This window comes from Serratia sp. BNK-10, from assembly GCF_047456065.1.
Taxonomy (GTDB): Bacteria; Pseudomonadota; Gammaproteobacteria; order Enterobacterales; family Enterobacteriaceae; genus Serratia; species Serratia ureilytica.
This window is the reverse complement of record NZ_CP179894.1, coordinates 4,026,023-4,044,784: the sequence shown is the minus strand read 5'-3', so window position 1 is coordinate 4,044,784 and position 18,762 is coordinate 4,026,023. Positions and strand designations below refer to the sequence as shown.

The 18,762-nt window shown below is 59.7% G+C and carries 16 protein-coding genes; 6 read left to right on the top strand and 10 right to left on the bottom strand.

The window, feature by feature from the left end; all coding sequences use genetic code 11:
- Positions 1-22: 22 nt before the first annotated feature.
- From ACMGG9_RS19465 to ACMGG9_RS19445, 5 genes are all read right to left on the bottom strand, one after another.
- A complete protein-coding gene (locus tag ACMGG9_RS19465) occupies positions 23-988 on the bottom strand; it encodes a PDR/VanB family oxidoreductase (protein WP_103101290.1) in 966 nt (321 codons plus the stop codon).
- Between the two features lie 41 nt (positions 989-1,029).
- A complete protein-coding gene (locus ACMGG9_RS19460) occupies positions 1,030-2,478 on the bottom strand; it encodes an NAD-dependent succinate-semialdehyde dehydrogenase (RefSeq protein WP_414161647.1) in 1,449 nt (482 codons plus the stop codon).
- Between the two features lie 46 nt (positions 2,479-2,524).
- Positions 2,525-3,649 carry an aromatic ring-hydroxylating oxygenase subunit alpha gene (locus ACMGG9_RS19455; RefSeq protein WP_033644732.1) on the bottom strand — a complete coding sequence of 375 codons (1,125 nt, stop codon included), beginning with the start codon at positions 3,647-3,649 and terminating at the stop codon, positions 2,525-2,527.
- A 26-nt stretch (positions 3,650-3,675) separates the two neighbouring features.
- Entirely contained in the window at positions 3,676-5,286 is a 1,611-nt protein-coding gene (locus ACMGG9_RS19450) for a BCCT family transporter (RefSeq protein WP_033644733.1), read from the bottom strand.
- A gap of 364 nt (positions 5,287-5,650) precedes the next feature.
- Positions 5,651-6,736 carry a tartrate dehydrogenase gene (locus tag ACMGG9_RS19445; protein WP_208061058.1) on the bottom strand — a complete coding sequence of 362 codons (1,086 nt, stop codon included), beginning with the start codon at positions 6,734-6,736 and terminating at the stop codon, positions 5,651-5,653.
- A gap of 82 nt (positions 6,737-6,818) precedes the next feature.
- On the opposite strand from ACMGG9_RS19445, the gene ACMGG9_RS19440 reads away from it, so the two are divergent.
- The 4 genes from ACMGG9_RS19440 (at position 6,819) to fbaA (ending at position 11,537) form a co-directional block, all read left to right on the top strand.
- Positions 6,819-7,778 carry a LysR substrate-binding domain-containing protein gene (locus ACMGG9_RS19440; protein WP_273974485.1) on the top strand — a complete coding sequence of 320 codons (960 nt, stop codon included), beginning with the start codon at positions 6,819-6,821 and terminating at the stop codon, positions 7,776-7,778.
- Between the two features lie 312 nt (positions 7,779-8,090).
- The gene (gene epd / locus ACMGG9_RS19435) at positions 8,091-9,107 is read left to right on the top strand and encodes an erythrose-4-phosphate dehydrogenase (RefSeq protein WP_004931582.1); all 1,017 of its coding nucleotides are present in this window, start codon (positions 8,091-8,093) and stop codon (positions 9,105-9,107) included.
- A 70-nt stretch (positions 9,108-9,177) separates the two neighbouring features.
- The gene (gene pgk / locus ACMGG9_RS19430) at positions 9,178-10,341 is read left to right on the top strand and encodes a phosphoglycerate kinase (RefSeq protein ID WP_025160206.1); all 1,164 of its coding nucleotides are present in this window, start codon (positions 9,178-9,180) and stop codon (positions 10,339-10,341) included.
- 116 nt (positions 10,342-10,457) lie between these two features.
- On the top strand, positions 10,458-11,537 hold the full coding sequence (fbaA, locus tag ACMGG9_RS19425) for a class II fructose-bisphosphate aldolase (RefSeq protein ID WP_414161646.1): 1,080 nt from the start codon (positions 10,458-10,460) through the stop codon (positions 11,535-11,537).
- A gap of 56 nt (positions 11,538-11,593) precedes the next feature.
- Here fbaA and ACMGG9_RS19420 read toward each other — a convergent pair whose 3' ends face one another.
- The gene (locus ACMGG9_RS19420; protein ID WP_096242579.1) at positions 11,594-12,262 is read right to left on the bottom strand and encodes a DUF1345 domain-containing protein; all 669 of its coding nucleotides are present in this window, start codon (positions 12,260-12,262) and stop codon (positions 11,594-11,596) included.
- Positions 12,263-12,466: 204 nt separating this feature from the next.
- Between ACMGG9_RS19420 and mscS the strand changes: the two genes are divergently transcribed.
- Complete coding sequence (gene mscS, locus ACMGG9_RS19415) at positions 12,467-13,333, top strand: small-conductance mechanosensitive channel MscS (protein WP_015378992.1); 867 nt, start codon at positions 12,467-12,469, stop codon at positions 13,331-13,333.
- Positions 13,334-13,415: 82 nt separating this feature from the next.
- Here mscS and ACMGG9_RS19410 read toward each other — a convergent pair whose 3' ends face one another.
- The 3 genes from ACMGG9_RS19410 to ACMGG9_RS19400 form a co-directional block, all read right to left on the bottom strand.
- The gene (locus tag ACMGG9_RS19410) at positions 13,416-14,765 is read right to left on the bottom strand and encodes an MFS transporter (RefSeq protein ID WP_414161645.1); all 1,350 of its coding nucleotides are present in this window, start codon (positions 14,763-14,765) and stop codon (positions 13,416-13,418) included.
- A 187-nt stretch (positions 14,766-14,952) separates the two neighbouring features.
- Positions 14,953-15,984 carry a methionine synthase gene (locus tag ACMGG9_RS19405; RefSeq protein ID WP_033644741.1) on the bottom strand — a complete coding sequence of 344 codons (1,032 nt, stop codon included), beginning with the start codon at positions 15,982-15,984 and terminating at the stop codon, positions 14,953-14,955.
- Positions 15,985-16,009: 25 nt separating this feature from the next.
- Positions 16,010-16,987 carry a DUF1852 domain-containing protein gene (locus tag ACMGG9_RS19400; protein WP_033644742.1) on the bottom strand — a complete coding sequence of 326 codons (978 nt, stop codon included), beginning with the start codon at positions 16,985-16,987 and terminating at the stop codon, positions 16,010-16,012.
- 316 nt (positions 16,988-17,303) lie between these two features.
- Between ACMGG9_RS19400 and ACMGG9_RS19395 the strand changes: the two genes are divergently transcribed.
- The gene (locus ACMGG9_RS19395; RefSeq protein WP_047573752.1) at positions 17,304-17,843 is read left to right on the top strand and encodes a DUF2058 domain-containing protein; all 540 of its coding nucleotides are present in this window, start codon (positions 17,304-17,306) and stop codon (positions 17,841-17,843) included.
- A 7-nt stretch (positions 17,844-17,850) separates the two neighbouring features.
- Here ACMGG9_RS19395 and ACMGG9_RS19390 read toward each other — a convergent pair whose 3' ends face one another.
- Entirely contained in the window at positions 17,851-18,549 is a 699-nt protein-coding gene (locus ACMGG9_RS19390; RefSeq protein ID WP_147881098.1) for an RluA family pseudouridine synthase, read from the bottom strand.
- Between the last annotated feature and the right edge of the window lie 213 nt (positions 18,550-18,762).

The following is an 18,762-nucleotide window of genomic DNA, read 5'->3' as shown; positions in this document are numbered from 1 at the left end:
CCCGCCGTTGCGGGCGCTCCTTTTACAAATCCAGCACCAGTCGGCTGCCTTTGGCGCGCGAGCAGCAGATCAACAGGGTCTGCTGCGCCGCGCGTTCTTCCTCGCTGAGATATTGATCGCGGTGATCGGCTTCCCCTTCGACGATGCGGGTTTCGCAGGTGCCGCAAATGCCTTCGCGGCACAGGCACTCGACCTTGGCCGCCTTGCTGTTTTCCAGCGCCTGCAGGATGGTCATGTCTTGCGCCACTTCAAGCTCAATACCCGATCGAGCCAGCACCAGTGTAAAGGCGCCGCCCGCCGTGTCTTCGGCGGCAAAGGCTTCGCTGTGCAAGCGACCGGCATCGATACCCCGTTCGGCGGCGATCCGGTAGACCGCTTCGTTCAGCGCCGCCGGGCCGCAGACGTAGATATGGGCGCCGGGTTCCACATCGGCCAGCGTGCGCGCCAGATCCAACCGGCCGCCAAGGCTGGAGACATGGCAACTGACGTTGTCTGCGAACGGCGCTTGCATCAGCTGCTGCTGGAAGGCGTTGTGCTCTTCACTGTGGAAGCAGTAGTGCAGATGGTAGCGTTGGCCGCTGCGTTGCAGCTCATGCAGATGGGCCATAAACGGCGTGATGCCGATGCCGCCGGCGATCAGCACGTGATGTTGCGCTTCCGGCGCCAGCGCGAACAGGTTATTCGGGGTGCTGATGGTCAGCGTATCGCCGACCGCCAGCCGGTCATGCATGAAGTCGGAACCGCCTTTGGAAGGAGACTCGCGCCGAACGGCGATCTGGTAATGCTCGAGTTCGAACGGTGAGCTGAGCAGCGAATAGGCGTTGCTGTAGCGCTGCTCGCCGTCCTGCATTTGCACGATGATGTGGCTGCCGCCGCTGAAGGCGGGCAGCGGCCGGCCTTGCGGATCCGCCAGGGTAAAGCGCTTGACCCGTGCGGTGACGGTTTCGATGTCGACGACGCGGACATCAAGCATCTGATAGCTGGTCATTCATTGGCTCCAAAGCGCGGGCGTCCCCGCGCATGAAAAAGTTATACCGCCTGGCACAGGTATTTGAGCTCCAGATAGTCTTCGATGCCGTATTCGGAGCCTTCACGCCCCAGCCCCGACTGTTTCACCCCGCCGAACGACGCCACCTCGTTGGAGATAAGCCCGGTATTGATGCCGACCATGCCGTACTCCAGCCGTTCCGAAACGCGCCAGATGCGCGCCGCATCGCGGGTGTAGAAGTAAGCGGCCAAGCCGTAAATGGTGTCGTTGGCCTGGCGGATCGCCTCGGCTTCGTCATCGAATATCACCAGCGGCGCGACCGGGCCGAAGATCTCTTCTTCCAGCAGCAGCGAGCCGGGCTGCACGTTGCCCAGCACCGTCGGGGTGAAGAAATTGCCGCCCAGCGCGTGCGGCGTGGCGCCGGTCAGCACCTGAGCGCCTTTGCTCAGCGCGTCATCGAGCAGCTCCAACACCTTATCGCGCGCCTTGCGATTGATCAGCGGGCCAATCTGTACGCCGGCTTCGAAGCCGTTGCCGACCTGCAGTGCCGCCACGCGGGCGACAAACTTCTCGGCGAACTGCGGGTAAACGCCGCGCTGCACGTAGAACCGGTTGACGCAGACGCAGGTCTGCCCGGCGTTGCGATACTTGGCGATCAGCGCGCCTTCCACTGCGGCATCGATGTCCGCATCGTCAAATACGATGAACGGCGCATTGCCGCCCAGCTCCAGCGACACTTTCTTGATGGTGTCCGCGCTCTGGCGCATCAGCAGCCTGCCCACCGGCGTGGAGCCGGTAAAGCTGAGTTTGCGCACCTGCGGGTGGCGGGTCAGCTCGGCACCGATCGCCTGCGAGTTGCCGGTCACCACGTTGAACACCCCGGCGGGAATGCCGGCGCGCTCGGCCAGCTCGGCCATCGCCAGCGCCGAATAAGGGGTTTCGTTGGCGGGTTTGACCACCAGCGTACAGCCGGCCGCCAGCGCCGGCGCGGCCTTGCGGGTGATCATCGCCGCCGGGAAGTTCCAGGGCGTGATCGCCGCGCACACGCCGATGCCCTGTTTCAGCACCATCAGGCGTTTATCGCTGCTCGGCGAAGGAATGATGTCGCCGTTGGCGCGCTTGGCCTGTTCGGCGAACCATTCGATAAAGGAGGCGGCGTAGCGGATCTCGCCCAGCGATTCCGCCAGCGGTTTGCCTTGCTCCAGCGTCATCAGGTTGGCCAGATCCTGCTGGTGCTCCAGCATCAGTTCGAACCAGCGTCGCAACAGCTGCGCGCGCTGTTGCGCCGGCAGCGCGCGCCAGCCTTCCAGCGCCTGCTGGGCGGCGTCGATCGCCCGTTGGGTTTCGGCCGTCGCCATGTTGGGCACGCTGCCGATGAGTTGGCCGGTGGCGGGATCGCTCACCGGCAGGGTTTCCTGGTTGTCGGCGTCGCGCCATTGGCCGTTGATATATGCCTGTTGGCGGAATAGCGCCCGATCGGAAATTTTCACAAGAACCTCACAAGTCAGGGGAAAGGGGCCCGCGGGCCCCGTCGCATCAAGGTTGATAAACCTGCGCCAGCAGGTTGTGGAAGTGGGCGATGCCGTGTTCGCTGACGCCGCTGCCGGCGCCGTCGGCCATGATGCGCCCCTGGCCGCGATAGCCGCGCGACTTCAGGCCTTTTTGCACGCTTTCCACCAGCCGCAAATCTTCCGGGCGGAACACGTCGCGGTACCAGTCGATCAGTTTGAGCTGTTCGTCGCTCAAATCGGTGTTGGTGAAGTAGATGTCGTAGTGCTGCAGGGTGGTTTCCGCATCGACCGGGAACTCATAGATCACCGTCATCATGCCTTCCAGCGGCGGCATGTTGAACATGGTGCACGGCCACAGCCAGATGCCGTGGAAGCTGGATTCTTTGCCCTCTTCAAACTTGAACGACTGCTCGGAGGGACGGGCGTAGCCGAACTGCAGCGTCCAGTTGCCGTGCAGGGTGTGCCAGTAGCGATCGACCTGCACCGAGTCGGCGAAACCGGGATGCGCCGGGCCGCAGTGGTAGCACTCGAGGTAGTTGTCGACGATGTTCTTCCAGTTGGCCGGGGTGCGGGTGACGAAACGCGCCGCCAGCTTGAGATCGTCGACCTGCGGGCAGGCTTCGCGCACTTTGGCACCGAGGCCCGGCAGTTGGTCTTCCACCGTGCCGGCCTGCGAGTCCAGATTGACGTAAATAAACCCGGCGTACTCTTCAACCCGCACCGGCACCAGGTGCGAGTTTTCTTTATCGAAGTTCTGCACGTTTTCACAGTTGCGCGCGTGCGCCAGCTCGCCATCCAGCTTGAACGCCCAGGCGTGATAAGGGCAGGTGATGACGTTCTTCGCCCGGCCGTCGCCCGCCAGCAGTTGGTGGCCGCGGTGCGGGCAGACGTTGTAAAAGGCGCGCAGCACGTTGTCGCGGCCGCGCACCACCAGAATGTTTTCACCGATGATCTCGCGGGTGATGTAGTCGTTCGGTTGGGCAAGCTCGCTGCGGTGCGCCACGCAGATCCAACTGGTGGCGAACACCTGCTCTTTTTCGTGCTCGAACGCCGCCTGGTGGGTGTAGAACCGGGCCGGTATGGTGTAGGCCTCGCGTGCGTCGGCGCAGAAATCTTTCGGTAAGGTAAATTCAGGGATCAGCGTGCTCATAAGTTAACCTTCCTCTTTTCTTATTGTCATTTCGCCATAGGGCGCGGTTGATACGACGATGGAGCGGAGAGTTCGCCGGCCGGCGGCGCTTCGGGCAGCGTTGGCGGGCTGCTTTCGATCAGGTGCGCCGGGATGGCCGCGTAGTCCTGCTTCAGCCAGCGGGCGAAACCGTAGGTTTTCACCAGTAGTACCAGCAGGAACGGCAGTGCGGTCAGGATCACCGTGGTTTTCATGGTGTCCAGCGAGGCGCCGGTAAACAGGATCGACAGCGGGATCAGGGTGATCACCACGCACCAGAACAGCCGCAGCATCGGGCTGGGATCTTGCCCCTCCTGCAGGTTGCGGGTGCTGGTGGCGGCCATGGTGTAGGCCACGGCGTCCATGTGCGAGGCCAGGAAAATGATCATGATGAACAGATAGGCGGCGAGGAACAGCTTGCCGAGCGGCAGCGCCGTCAGCAGCATCTGCACGGCGGTTTCGCCGCCCTGGGTGCTGAGGATCTCCGGCACGTTGAGCTGCCCGCTGATGAACTGGTGCATGGCGTAGCTTTCCAGCGAGCCGAAGAAGAACCAGCAGCCGAGGGTGCTACCGAGCAGCAACGCCCAGATCACTTCTTTAATCTTGCGTCCGCGCGAGACGCGGGTGACGAACATCGCCACGCCCGGGGTATAGGAGATCCACCACAGCCAGTAGAACACCGTCCAGCTGCGGCTGAAGCTGCCGTCGCCCATCGGATCGGTGAACAGGCTCATCTGCAGAAAGTTTTGCGCCGTCAGGCCGATGGCGTTGATGGTGTTGTTGATGGTGAATTCGGTCGGGCCGACCAGCAGCACCAGCCCGGCGAAAGCGAATGCGCCCCAGCCGACCATTTTACTCAGGCGCTGCATGCCGCCGTCGATGCCGATGTAAGAGCTGAGACAGAAGATCACCGCTGCCAGCAGGATCACCGTCGCCTGCACCGCGAAGTTGTCCGGGATGCCGGTCAGCGCCGTCAGCCCGCGGGTAAAGGTGGAGGCGGTCAGCACCAGTGAAATGGTGAGGGCGCCGACGGTGGCGACCAGGAAGATCAGATCCACCGCCCGCCCGACCGGGCCGTTGGCGCGCACGCCGGTGATGGCGGAAATGATCCCCGACAGGCTGAGCCCTTTGTTCTTACGCACGTGGAAGTGATAGGCCATGATCAGCGAGGCGAGGGCGTAGGTCGCCCAGGCGCTCAGGCCCCAGTGGAAGAAGGAGTAGCTGATGCTGTATTCCAGCGCCTTCGGGGTGCGCGGCGCGATGTTCAGCCCCGGCGTCTGGTAGTAATACGCCCATTCCATCACCCCCCAGTACAGGGTGGACGAGCCCAGGCCAGCGCAGATGAACATGAACAGCCAGGCCAGCGTGGAGTATTGCGGTTTGCCTTCGCCGAGGCGGATATTGCCGTATTTGCTCAACGCCAGATACAGCACCACCAGCAGGGCGATCAGCACCAGGATTTGAATGGTTGAACCGAACAGCCGGGTGACGCCGTTGAAAATGGTGTTGGCGATAAGCGCGGATTGAGCCGGAAAGAGCATCAGGCAAAGGGCGATCAGCGCAATGCTGCACAGGCTGATGGCGATGAGCGTGACATCCTTTTTGGGATTGCTCTGCATGGGAGTGAACTCCTGTTATCGGTGGTGGGCCGGTGCGCAAAGCGTAGGGTGCGCCCGGGCCTTATTGGCTTGAACCATTTGTTTTGTTACACCGCGAGGAGCAAACGGCCCGGTAGGTCGCTACTGGGAATATTCACTCTTCATTAACATTTTCGAGTGTGCACAAATTACAGGAGGGCCACAATTGGGGCATCTGTAAAAGGATAAAACACAGTATGTAAACAATTTGTTGTGATCTTGACCGGGGTATTGGCGTGCCTTCTGCGGTGGTTTTCAACGGATTTGCGGCAGCGATCGAAGCGGAAAAACGGACGTGGCAAAGCAGGGCGCGGAAGGGCGCCCTGCGCGGAAAAATCTGCGGCGTTCAGCGTTGCAGCAGGGCGGCGATCGCCTGGCCGACTTGCTGGGTGGAGGCGTCGCCGCGCATGTCCGGCGTGCGCGGCCCGTCGGCGATAATGCGCTCAATCGCCTGCAGGATGCCGTCGTGCGCCTGGCGGTAGCGGGCATCGCCGTCGCCGAGGAAGTCCAGCATCATCGCGCCGCTCCAGATCATGGCGATCGGGTTGGCGATGTTTTTGCCGAAAATGTCCGGCGCTGAGCCGTGCACCGGCTCGAACAGCGACGGGAAGTTGCGCTCCGGGTTCAGGTTGGCCGAGGGGGCGATGCCGATGGTGCCGGTGCAGGCCGGGCCGAGATCCGACAAAATATCGCCGAACAGGTTGGAGGCGACCACCACATCGAAGCGTTCGGGGTTCAGCACGAAACGCGCGCACAGAATATCGATGTGCTGTTTGTCCCAGGTGATATCAGGGTATTGGCGCGCCATCTCCGCCACGCGCTCATCCCAGTACGGCATGCTGATGGCCATGCCGTTGGACTTGGTGGCGGCGGTCAGGCGTTTGCGCGGGCGCTGTTGCGCCAGCTCAAAGGCGTACTTGAGGATGCGGTCCACGCCCTGACGGGTGAAGACCGATTCCTGGATCACCATCTCGCGTTCGGTGCCTTCGAACATCCGTCCGCCGAGCGAGGAGTATTCCCCTTCGGTATTTTCGCGCACCACGTAGAAATCGATATCGCCCGGCTGCTTGTTCGCCAGCGGGCAGGGCACGCCGGGAAACAGCCGCACCGGACGCAGGTTGACGTACTGTTCGAAGTCGCGCCGGAATTTCAGCAGCGAACCCCACAGCGAGATATGGTCGGGCACCGTGTCCGGCCAACCGACGGCGCCGAAATAGATGGCGTCGAAGCCTTTCAGTTGCTCGAACCAGTCGTCCGGCATCATCTGGCCGTGGTGCTGGTAGTAGTCGCAGCTGGCCCACTCGAAGGTGGCGAATTCCAGCGACAGATCCCAGCGCGCCGCCGCCGCCTGCAATACTCGTATGCCTTCCGGCAACACTTCCCGCCCGATACCGTCCCCGGGGATGGCGGCAATCTTGTAAGTTTTACTCATACAGAGGTCTCATTTGTAGGTAGGGGAGATTGACAACACTGTTATCCTATAATTGACTAACTGTTAATCAATCCTGAAAACGGTGAAACATAAAACACGAATCATGAACAATATGCCGATCCTGAGTGACCTGCGGGTGTTCGTGCTGGTGGCGCGCCGCGCCGGGTTTGCCGCCGCCGCCGAAGAGTTGGGCGTTTCGCCGGCCTTTATCAGCAAGCGCATCGCGCTGTTGGAGAAGACGCTGGACGTGTCGTTGCTGCACCGCACCACGCGGCGGGTGGCGATCACCGAAGACGGCGAGCGCATCTACGAATGGGCGCAGCGCATTCTCAACGATGTCGATCAGATGATGGACGAGCTGTCCGAAGTGCGCCAGGCGCCGCAGGGCATGCTGCGGGTGGTCAGCAGCTTCGGCTTTGGCCGGCGTTTCGTCGCACCGGCGCTGTCGGCGCTGGCGCGGCAGTATCCGCAGCTGGAACTGCGGCTCGACGTTTCCGATCGGCTGGTGGATCTGGTCAGCGAAGGTTTCGATCTGGATATCCGCATCGGCGACGATATCGCCCCCAATCTTATTGCGCGCAAGCTGGCGGACAACCAGCGCATCCTGTGCGCTTCGCCGGCGTACCTGCAGCGCCACGGGGCGCCGAAAAACCCGGCGGAGCTGGCGGGCCGTTCCTGTCTGGTGATCAAAGAACGCGATCATCCGTTCGGGCTGTGGCGGCTGCAGGGGCCGAGCGGTGAAGAAACGGTAAAGGTGACGGGCGCGCTGGCGTCGAACCACGGCGAGATCGTGCATCAGTGGTGCCTGGACGGGCAGGGCGTCGCGCTGCGTTCCGCCTGGGACGTGAAAGAGAACATCGACAGCGGCCGACTGGTGCACATCCTGCCGGAGTATTATCAGCCGGCCAATATCTGGGCGGTGTACGTTTCCCGGCTGGCAACGTCGGCGAAAGTGCGGGTGACCGTCGAATTTCTGCGCGACTATTTTCGTGAGCACTACGGCGAAACGGTGCCGGCGAGTGAAAATCCGTCGCGGTCTTAAGGCCAAAAATGTGCGCCAGATCATCTTATGCTCGTAAAATTCCCGTCCGTTACCTGAGGAACTGTCGCACGTGTTCCTTTTGCCAAAACTTTGGTTTATGCTCAGCTGAAGCGTTTCAGTTGAAGCACTCTTCGACAGAAATGCCGATGTGACGGCGGTGAAAAACCGCTGAAGCGCGGGAATAATGCAAACTCGGCGATTCACAGCGGGCGGTACGATCCACTACTCTATGCGGGTTAGTGAGACAACCAGTCAGCGCCGGGCGGCGCCGGTGAGTCAACCCGGCGTGGACGGCCCTTTTTCAGGAGCAGCATGACCATCCGCATAGCGATAAACGGCTTTGGCCGCATCGGCCGCAGCGTATTGCGCGCACTGTACGAATCGGGCCGACGGGCGGAAATCTCCGTGGTGGCGATCAACGAGCTGGCGAACGCCGAAGGCATGGCCCATCTGCTGAAGTACGACTCCAGCCATGGCCGCTTCGCCTGGGATGTGCGGCAGGAGTGCGACACGCTGAGCGTCGGAGACGACGCGATTCGCCTGTTGCATCAGCCGGCGGTGGAGCAGTTGCCCTGGGGCGAACTGGGCGTCGACGTGGTGCTGGACTGCAGCGGCGTGTACGGCAGCCGGGCGGATGGCGAGGCCCATCTGGCGGCGGGGGCGAAGAAAGTGCTGTTCGCCCATCCGGGCGGCAACGATCTGGACGCCACCATCGTGTTCGGCGTCAACCATCAGACGCTGCTGGCGGAACATCGCATCGTGTCCAACGCCTCGTGCACCACCAACTGCATTATTCCGGTGATCAAGCTGCTGGACGACGCCTACAGCATCGAGTCCGGCACCGTGACCACCATTCACTCGGCGATGAACGATCAGCCGGTGATCGACGCGTATCACGCGGATTTGCGGCGCACCCGCGCGGCGAGCCAGTCGATCATTCCGGTCGATACCAAACTGGCCGCGGGCATCACCCGCATCTTCCCGCAGTTTTGCGATCGCTTCGAGGCTATCTCGGTGCGCGTGCCGACCATCAACGTGACGGCTATCGATCTTAGCGTCAGCGTGAGCGCCGCGGTGAAGGTGGCGGAGGTCAACCAGCTGTTGCAAAAGGCCGCACGGGAATCATTTCGTGGTATAGTTGACTACACGGAATTACCATTGGTCTCGATCGATTTTAACCATGACCCGCACAGCGCTATCGTCGACGGTACGCAGACCCGGGTCAGCGGGCAGCACCTGATAAAGACCTTGGTCTGGTGCGACAATGAATGGGGCTTTGCCAATCGGATGTTGGATACAACACGGGCAATGGCCGCCAGCGGTTTCTAGTACGGCGGCGCCGGCGTGATTGGCGCGCTGCTCAGGCAATTTTATAGAGATTCAATAAAGAGGGTTCACCATGTCTGTAATTAAGATGACCGATCTGGATCTGGCGGGTAAACGCGTACTGATCCGCTCCGATCTGAACGTGCCGGTAAAAGACGGTAAAGTGACTTCCGACGCGCGTATCCGCGCTTCCCTGCCGACTATCGAAGCTGCGCTGAAGCAAGGCGCCCGCGTGATGGTAACCTCCCACCTGGGTCGTCCTACCGAAGGCGAGTACAACGAAGAATTCTCCCTGCTGCCTGTGGTCAACTACCTGAAAGATCACCTGAAATCCCCAGTGCGTCTGGCGAAGGATTATCTGGATGGCGTCGACGTCGCCGAAGGTGAACTGGTGGTGCTGGAAAACGTCCGTTTCAACAAGGGCGAGAAGAAAGATGACGAAACCCTGTCCAAGAAATACGCGGCGCTGTGCGACGTGTACGTGATGGACGCGTTCGGCACCGCGCACCGCGCGCAGGCTTCCACCCACGGCGTGGGCAAGTTCGCGCCTGTCGCCTGTGCCGGCCCGCTGCTGTCCGCCGAGCTGGAAGCGCTGGGCAAAGCCCTGGGCAACCCGGCCCGTCCGATGGTCGCCATCGTGGGCGGTTCTAAAGTCTCCACCAAACTGACCGTGCTGGATTCCCTGTCCAAAATCGCCGATCAGCTGATCGTCGGCGGCGGCATCGCCAACACCTTCGTGGCGGCGCAGGGCAACAACGTGGGCCAGTCCCTGTACGAACCGGATCTGATCCCGAACGCGCAGAAACTGCTGGAAACCTGCGACATTCCGGTGCCGACCGACGTGCGCGTGGCGACCGAGTTCTCTGAGACCGCGACCGCGACCGTGAAGCAGGCCAACGAGATCCAGGACAACGAGCAAATTCTGGATATGGGCGACGTCTCTGCCGAGCGTCTGGCCGTTATCCTGAAGAACGCCAAAACCATTCTGTGGAATGGCCCGGTTGGCGTATTCGAGTTCCCTAACTTCCGTAAGGGCACCGAAATTGTCGCCCGCGCGATCGCCGATAGCGACGCTTTCTCTATCGCTGGCGGCGGCGACACTCTGGCAGCCATCGATCTGTTCGGTATCGCTGACAAAATCTCCTACATCTCCACCGGCGGTGGCGCATTCCTGGAATTCGTTGAAGGGAAACCGCTGCCTGCAGTCGTGATGCTGGAAGAGCGCGCTAAGCAGTAATTCAGACAACGGGAGGCGAAAGCCGCCCGTTTGTTTTATACCGCGCGGCAAATGCTGCGCGGCGTGAAAACATCGATTTACATCCATCTACGGCCGACGAAACAGGACAAAGTAACATGTCTAAAATTTTTGATTTCGTAAAACCGGGTGTCATCACGGGTGATGACGTTCAGAAAGTCTTCGCAGTTGCTAAAGAGAACAACTTTGCGCTGCCAGCGGTAAACTGCGTGGGTACCGACTCCATCAACGCAGTGCTGGAAGCCGCGGCTAAAGTGCGCGCGCCGGTCATCGTTCAGTTCTCCAACGGCGGCGCCGCATTCATCGCCGGCAAAGGCGTGAAGACCGATGAGCCTCAGGGCGCAGCGATTCTGGGCGCTATCTCCGGCGCACACCACGTTCACCAGATGGCTGAACACTACGGCGTGCCGGTGATCCTGCACACCGACCACTGCGCGAAGAAACTGCTGCCATGGCTGGACGGCCTGCTGGACGCCGGCGAGAAACACTTCGCCGCTACCGGCAAACCGCTGTTCTCTTCCCACATGATCGATCTGTCTGAAGAGTCTCTGGAAGAAAACATCGAGATCTGCAGCGCCTACCTGAAGCGCATGGCCAAAATCGGCATGACGCTGGAAATCGAACTGGGCTGCACCGGCGGTGAAGAAGATGGCGTGGACAACAGCCATATGGACGCTTCCGCTCTGTACACCCAGCCGGAAGACGTGGCTTACGCGTACGAAAAACTGAACGCCATCAGCCCGCGCTTCACCATCGCTGCATCGTTCGGTAACGTGCACGGCGTGTACAAGCCAGGCAACGTTAAGCTGACTCCAACCATCCTGCGCGATTCTCAGGATTACGTGTCCAAGAAATTCAACCTGCCGCACAACAGCCTGAACTTCGTGTTCCACGGCGGTTCCGGTTCTACCGATGCAGAGATCAAAGAGTCTGTGGGTTACGGTGTGATCAAGATGAACATCGACACCGACACCCAATGGGCGACCTGGGACGGCATCCTGCAGTACTACAAAGCGAACGAAGCTTACCTGCAGGGCCAGCTGGGCAACCCGAAAGGCGCCGATCAGCCTAACAAGAAATACTACGATCCACGCGTATGGCTGCGCGCAGCGCAAACCAGTATGGTGACGCGTCTGGAGCAGGCCTTCAAAGATCTGAACGCGGTAGACGTTCTGTAATCTTCGGCACCTGTTGCATTATGTACAAGGCTCCCTGCGGGGAGCCTTTTTCGTTTTCAGCCCAACAGGCCGGCGCCGACGTTGATGGACAGGCCCAGGATCAGCATGTTGAACACGAACGAAATAACCGACTGCACGAGCGCGATTTTACGTACCTCCGCGGCGCCGACCGCCACGTCGGCAGTTTGCGACGCGACCGCGATGGTGAAGGAGAAGTAGGCGAAATCCAGATAGGTGGGATCGGCGAGATTGCCGGGGAACAGCAGCGGCAAAGGATCCTGCTGTGCGCCCTGGCGATAAAACTGATGAGCATAGTGCATGGTGAAGGCGGTCGGCAGAAGCAGCCAGGAGACCGCCAGCGTGGCGCCGGTCAGGAGCAAATGCAGCGTCTTCAGAGAGCCGGCCACCTGTTTGGCGCTGCTCAATTCAAACAGGATCGCCAGTAAGCTGACCAGGCAGCCGAGGCTGACTAACGCCAGCACCATGCTGGCGCTTTCGTCCTGCCGCCGGGCGATTTGGCGAATGTGCTGCGGCGTGCTGACCAGCATCAGCCGCCAGAGAAACAGCAGGTAGAGCCAGGCCAGCGTATTCCAGCCGATCATCAAGCGTTGCAGCAGCGAGAGCTGGGCGGGCAGCAGCAGAAAGCACAGCAGCCCGGCGCCGACGGAAAACAGCAGCCTGGGCCGCACTTGCCAATAGTGTTTGAGCGAAGAGCGAATGTGCATGAAGAACGGATCCCTTGTCGTGAAATGGCCAACGCGCTGTTCTCAGCATAGAAGAAGCGGCGGGCGGTTTCGGCTATTTTTAATGCTGATGGTTGGCATGAGCCTTTAATGTTGGTTACCCTTAGGCGTGGTTTCCTACTGGCCGCCGAGGCCAGTGTATTTTTGCGAGTTTCTCCCGTTAGGGACTGAGTTAGGACGACACGAATGAAAGATTTGAATGTAGTAGACGGCATCAACGGTGCCGGCGACTGGTTGGTGAAGAATCAGGATCTGTTGATCCAGTACGCGGTGAATATCGTCGCCGCCATCGTTATCCTGATCATCGGTTCGATCGTGGCCCGCGTGGTCGGCAATGCGCTGAACCGCGTGATGAAGCTGCGCGGCATCGACGCCACGGTGGCCGACTTCCTGTCGGCGATCGTGCGTTACGGCGTGCTGGCGTTCACCTTCATCGCCGTGCTGGGGCGCGTCGGTGTGCAGACCACCTCGGTGATCGCGGTGCTGGGTGCCGCCGGTTTGGCCGTCGGCCTGGCGCTGCAAGGCTCGCTGTCCAACTTCGCCGCCGGCGTTCTGCTGGTGATCTTCCGTCCGCTGCGCGTGGGTGAATATGTCGATCTGGGCGGCGTGGCCGGTACCGTCGATCAGGTGCAGATTTTCTCCACCACCCTGCGCACCGCCGACAACAAAACCATCGTGGTGCCGAACGGTAAAATCATCGCCGGCAACATCATCAACTACTCCCGCGAACCGAACCGCCGCGTGGATATCGTGGTGGGCGTGGCCTACAACGCCGATATCGACGTGGTGAAGAAGGTGCTGGGCGACGTGATCGCCGCCGACAAACGCATCATGCACGCCAAAGGCGTGACCGTGCGTCTGAACGAGATGGCGCCGTCCTCGCTGAACTTCGTGACCCGTTCCTGGACCACCAACGCGGAATACTGGAACGTGTACTTCGATCTGATGGAAAACTTCAAGCGCGCGCTGGATGCCCACAACATCGGCATTCCGTTCCCGCAGATGGATGTGCACCTGTATCGTACCGAAGACGCTTCCGCCAAGGCGGAATAACACAGAAGGGGGCCTTGGCCCCCTTTTTTACTGCAGGCCGAGACGCTACCGATGGCGTCTCGGCCTTTTATTTTCCGCGAGGTCAGATACCCGCAGCCGGTTCGGTGAGCGGCGTGCGGCGGCGCAGGCTGAGGCGATAGAGCAGGAAGATGGCGGCGGCGCCCAGAAGCGCCGGCAGCGCCAGCCAGAGGAAGAACACTTCCGTCGAGCCGGCGGCGGCCATCATCCAGGCGCCGAGCATCGAGCCGACAATTGAGCCGAAGCGGCCATTGGCCATGGCCCAGCTGACGCCGGTGACGCGGGCTGCGGTCGGATAAAGGGTGGCTGAAACCAGGTTCAGGCCGTTTTGCGCGCCGGCCACGCCGAAGCCGATCAGGAACACGACGGCGGCCAGCGTGTAGACGTTGCCCATCAGATACCCGGTCGCGCCAATTACCAGCGCGGCGCCCAGGTAGGAGACGGCCAGTACGCGGTAAGGCCCGATCCGATCCATCAGCAGCGCCATCAGGATGGCGCCCAGGGTGCCGCCGAGCGGCACCATCGCGCCGATGCGCGAGGCGTGGGCGATGTCGTAACCGGCGTCTTTGAGCAGGGTCGGCAGCCAGCTGGTGAGCAGGTAGAACACGAACAGCGAACAGAAGAACGCCGCCCACAGCAGCAGGGTGCGTACGGCGCGGCCTTCGATAAACAGGTGTGATATCGGCGACCTGGCCTGCGCCGGGCGCTCGTCATCGACGATGGTTATCCCCGTCCAACGCTGGCCGGTGATGCGTTCGACCACCCGTCGCAGCCGATCGGCATGTTTGGCGCTGGCGGCCATAAAGCGTACTGATTCGGGCATCTGCCAGGCCAACAACGGCAGCAGCGCCAACGGCGCGATGCCACCGACCAGCAGCAGGCCGCGCCAGCCGAACGCCGGGATGATCTGCCCGGCCAGCAGGCCGCCCAGGGCTAACCCGGCGGTAAAGCCGCTCCAGCTCAAGGTGACCATCAGCATGCGGCGGCGCGCCGGTGAGTACTCCGAGCTGAGGGTGATGCAGGTCGGTATCGCGCCTCCGAGGCCAATGCCGGTGATGAAGCGCAGCAGGGTCAGGGATTCGATCGAATGCGTATAGGCCGAAGCCAGAGTACAGCCGCCAAACACCAGTACCGCGACGAGCAGCACGCGTTTGCGGCCGAGGGCGTCGGCGATCGGCCCGAACAGCAGGCTGCCGATCAGCAGGCCGAACAGCCCCGCGCCGAAGGCGGGAGAGAGCTGAGCGGGCAGCAGATCCCACTCTTCGCGCAGTGCCGGCGCGATATAGCCGATGATGGCGGTATCAAAGCCATCCAGCAGGGCAATGAGGAAACACAGGGTCAGGATCAGGATTTGGTAGGGGGAGATCCTGGCGCGATCGATGATTTCGCTGATGCGAGCGGTATTTGGGCTCATGGTTATTCCACTGTTATTCGGCTGGTGTGGGCTGGCTGAGGGCTGTTCAGGCCAGGCCTGAACCAAAACCGCTGTGGCTGGCATCGCGTAGAAATCCGAGTATACACCAGAGCGGGGGCGTTGCGGGGAGGGGGAATTGCTGATAATCGCCCGCCGCAGGAGGTGTCTGTGGCGGGCGCAGGCAAGGTTATTTGGCTAACAGCTCTCGGCGCACGATCTCGGCGCCTGCGCTTAACGCATTCAGCTTGCCGCGGGCGACCTGACGAGGCAGGGGAGCCATGCCGCAGTTGGTCGACGGATAGAGTTTGTCGGCATCGACAAACTGCAGCGCTTTGCGCAGCGTGTCGGCCACTTCCTCCGGCGTCTCAACGGCATGATTCGCTACGTCGATGGCGCCGACCATCACCTTTTTGCCGCGGATCAGTTCAAGCAGATCCATGGGCACGTGCGAGTTATGGCACTCCAGCGAGATGATATCGATGTTGGACGTTTGCAGTTTCGGAAACGCCTCTTCATATTGTCGCCATTCCGAGCCCAGCGTCTTTTTCCAGTCGGTATTGGCTTTAATCCCATATCCATAGCAGATATGCACGGCGGTTTCACACTTAAGCCCTTCAATGGCTCTTTCCAGGGCGGCGATACCCCAGTCATTCACCTCGTCAAAGAACACATTAAATGCGGGCTCATCAAACTGAATAATGTCGACGCCTGCGGCCTCGAGCTCTTTGGCTTCCTGATTGAGGATCTTCGCGAACTCCCAAGCCAATTTCTCGCGGCTTTTATAGTGGTTGTCATAGAGCGTGTCGATCATGGTCATCGGCCCCGGCAGGGCCCATTTAATCGGCTGTGTGGTCAGCTGGCGTAAAAATTTGGCGTCTTCAACGAAAACGGGTTTTTGACGCGAGACCGCCCCCACGACCGTCGGCACGCTCGCCTCATAGCGATTGCGGATTTTAACCACTTCGCGTTTTTCGAAATCGACGCCGCTGAGATGCTCGATAAACGTCGTGACGAAGTGCTGACGGGTTTGTTCGCCATCGCTGACGATATCGATGCCGGCCTGTTGTTGCTCTGCCAGTGACAAACGCAGGGCGTCCTGTTTCCCTTCGATGAGTTCTTCATTCTGCAATTTCCAGGGCGACCACAGGGTTTCCGGTTGGGCCAGCCAGACCGGTTTGGGCAAGCTACCGGCGGTCGATGTGGGGAGCAATATTTTCATGATAGGTGACCTGTATTTAAGTGAATCAAAGCGCGTAGTGAGCAGACCATTGCTCAAGAATAGGCTTATAGGGTTTGATAAATTGCTCTTCCGTAAATTTCCCCTGCTCAATCGCTAACTGGCTACGCTCTTCGCGATCGTAAACAATCTTGGTTAATGAATGATCCTGGTTATTCAGGCTTGGCTGATAGCATTGCCCCGCCGCCGAGTTGGCATTGTAAATTTCAGGCCGATAGATTTTCTGGAAGGTCTCCATCGTGCTGATGGTGCCGATCAGTTCCAGGTCGGTGTAATCGCTCAGCAAATCCCCGGGGAAATAAAAGGCCAGGGGCGCAACGCTATTTTTCGGCATGAAATAGCGCACCTGCAGGCCCATTTTTTTAAAATACCGGTCGGTCAATGAAGCGCCGTCTTGCCGATACTCGTCGCCCAAGACCGGGTGTTGATTACCCGTCCGATGGTAGGTGTCTTTGCTGGATACGCTGAGGCAGATCACCGGCGGTTTGCTGAAATTTTCATGGTATTCGTTTGAATTGACGAAGTGCTTAAAGATATTGCCGTGCAAATCGCCAAAATCATCCGGAATGGTAAATTCCGCCGTGTTTTTATTGTGCGCCGGCAGCAAGACGCTAAAGTCGTAATCGCGCACGTAAGACGAGAAATTGTTCCCGACGATGCCCTCGATACGCTTTTGCGTTTTTTTATCGATGATGTTGGTTTTCAGGATTTCGATAACCGGAAAGCTGGCGCCCTGATCTTCGATGCGCATCTCAACCGAGATGATTTCCAGCTCGACAGAGTAGCGATCGGCCTTGGGGTTATCCCAATAGGCTAATGCATTAAAGCGATTGTCGATCATCACCAACGTGTTGCGCAGGTTCTCCCGGCGGTTTTTCCCTCTGGCCAAATTAGCAAAGTTGGTGGTGATACGCGTATTTTCAGAAGGGTTATAATCTTCGTCGAAAGAACTGCTCTTAATCGTAAAGGTAAAGTCTGTATTCATCGTCTTATAGCATCCTGTTATATGATATGAAGGCTGGATTTATCCATTTCTTTCAATGGCTTGTTTTTCTATTTTTTTATTCAGCCGATTTCATATTGTCTGTCGTTAATGAGGTCTATTTTTGCCAGAGTCCCGGAGGGAGTGAAAGAGACTTAATTTCATTACCACATGAGCGGTATTCATGATCGGGCGTTCGGGCCGTTTTACCGCCGTTGCTCTGCGGCGCAAACCGCCGGTGGGTTGCGCCGGCAACCTGGTGCAGCCTGAAAAATTACGGGTATAATCCCTCCATGATCCCACGGCTTCAGACACGAACATGACAAAACTCACCTTACAAGAGCAGATGCTCAAAGCGGGCTTGGTAACCAGCAAGAAAATGGCCAAAGTCCAAAGAACGGCTAAAAAATCACGCGTTCAGGCCCGCGAGGCCAGAGAGGCGGTGGAAGAGAATAAAAAGGCGCAGCTTGAGCGCGATAAGCAGTTGAACGAGCAGCAAAAGCAAGCCGCGCTGTCCAAAGAATACAAGGCGCAGGTGAAGCAACTGATCGAGATGAATCGCATCGTGCTGGCGAAAGGCGATATCGGTTTTAACTTCACCGACGGCAACCTGATCAAAAAAATCCTGGTGGATAAGGCGACGCAGACCCAACTGATCAATGGCCGCCTCGCCATTGCCCGCTTGGTGGTCGAGAACCGGGAAGAGTGTGAATACGCGATTATCCCCGCGAGCGTCGCCGATAAAATCGCGCAGCGCGATGCGGGCAGCATTGTGTTGCACAGCGCGCTGAGTCAGGAAGAGCAGGATGAAGACGATCCGTACGCCGACTTTAAAGTGCCTGACGATTTGATGTGGTAAGCCGCGTTCAGAACGGCGCGGCGTGACGAGCGGTTATCCGCTCTCCGCGGATGGGGTGCACAAAGTCCAGTTCGCTGGCGTGCAGCATCAGCCGCGGCGTCTGCTCGGTACCCGGCAGCAGGCGCCCGCCATACAGATCGCAGCCTAAAATGGGATGGCCCAATTGCCGGCTGTGAATACGCAGCTGGTGGGTGCGCCCAGTCTCTGGGGTAAGCTGCACCCGCGTCAGCGGCAGCGAGATCCCGCCTTCCGTTTCACGATAAAAACGCTCGACGACCCGATAGCGGGAGCGAGCGGGCTTGCCGTGAAGGGCGCAAATCGACATCAGCGGGAACAGCGCCGGATCGTTGGCGATCGCCGCGTCTATCACCCCTTCGTCATCCGCCACATGGCCGCAGAGCAGCGCGCTGTAGACTTTACCGACGGTGCGCTCGCTGAACTGCCGGCAGAGCGCGGCATTGACGGCCTTATTGCGGGCTACCACCATCAACCCGGACGTGCCGAAATCCAGGCGGTGCGCCAGTGTGCAGCCGGGGAAGATCTGCACCAGCCGATAGTGCACCGAGTCGAGATTTTGCGGATTTTTGCCCGAAAGGCTGAGCAACCCGGCGGGTTTATTGATCAGTGCCAGATGATCGTCCTGATAGAGGATCTCTATCTGGTCATGACAGGGCGGGGCGATGAAGGTATCGGTAATCGTAGACATCGGTCGGCCGGCTGGAGGGGAGAGGGGCGGATGATAGCGAATTTTTCGCCGATGGGCGAATCTGGCGGCGCTGGCCTGGCGCCCACAGGGTATTAGCATCTCTGATACTTGATTAGAAACATCAATTTCACCTAATGATCGCTTCCTCGTATGATGCGCGTGTTGACCGATACGCGCCCACGTCCGGCGCCTTTTATCATTCGAGGAATTTCC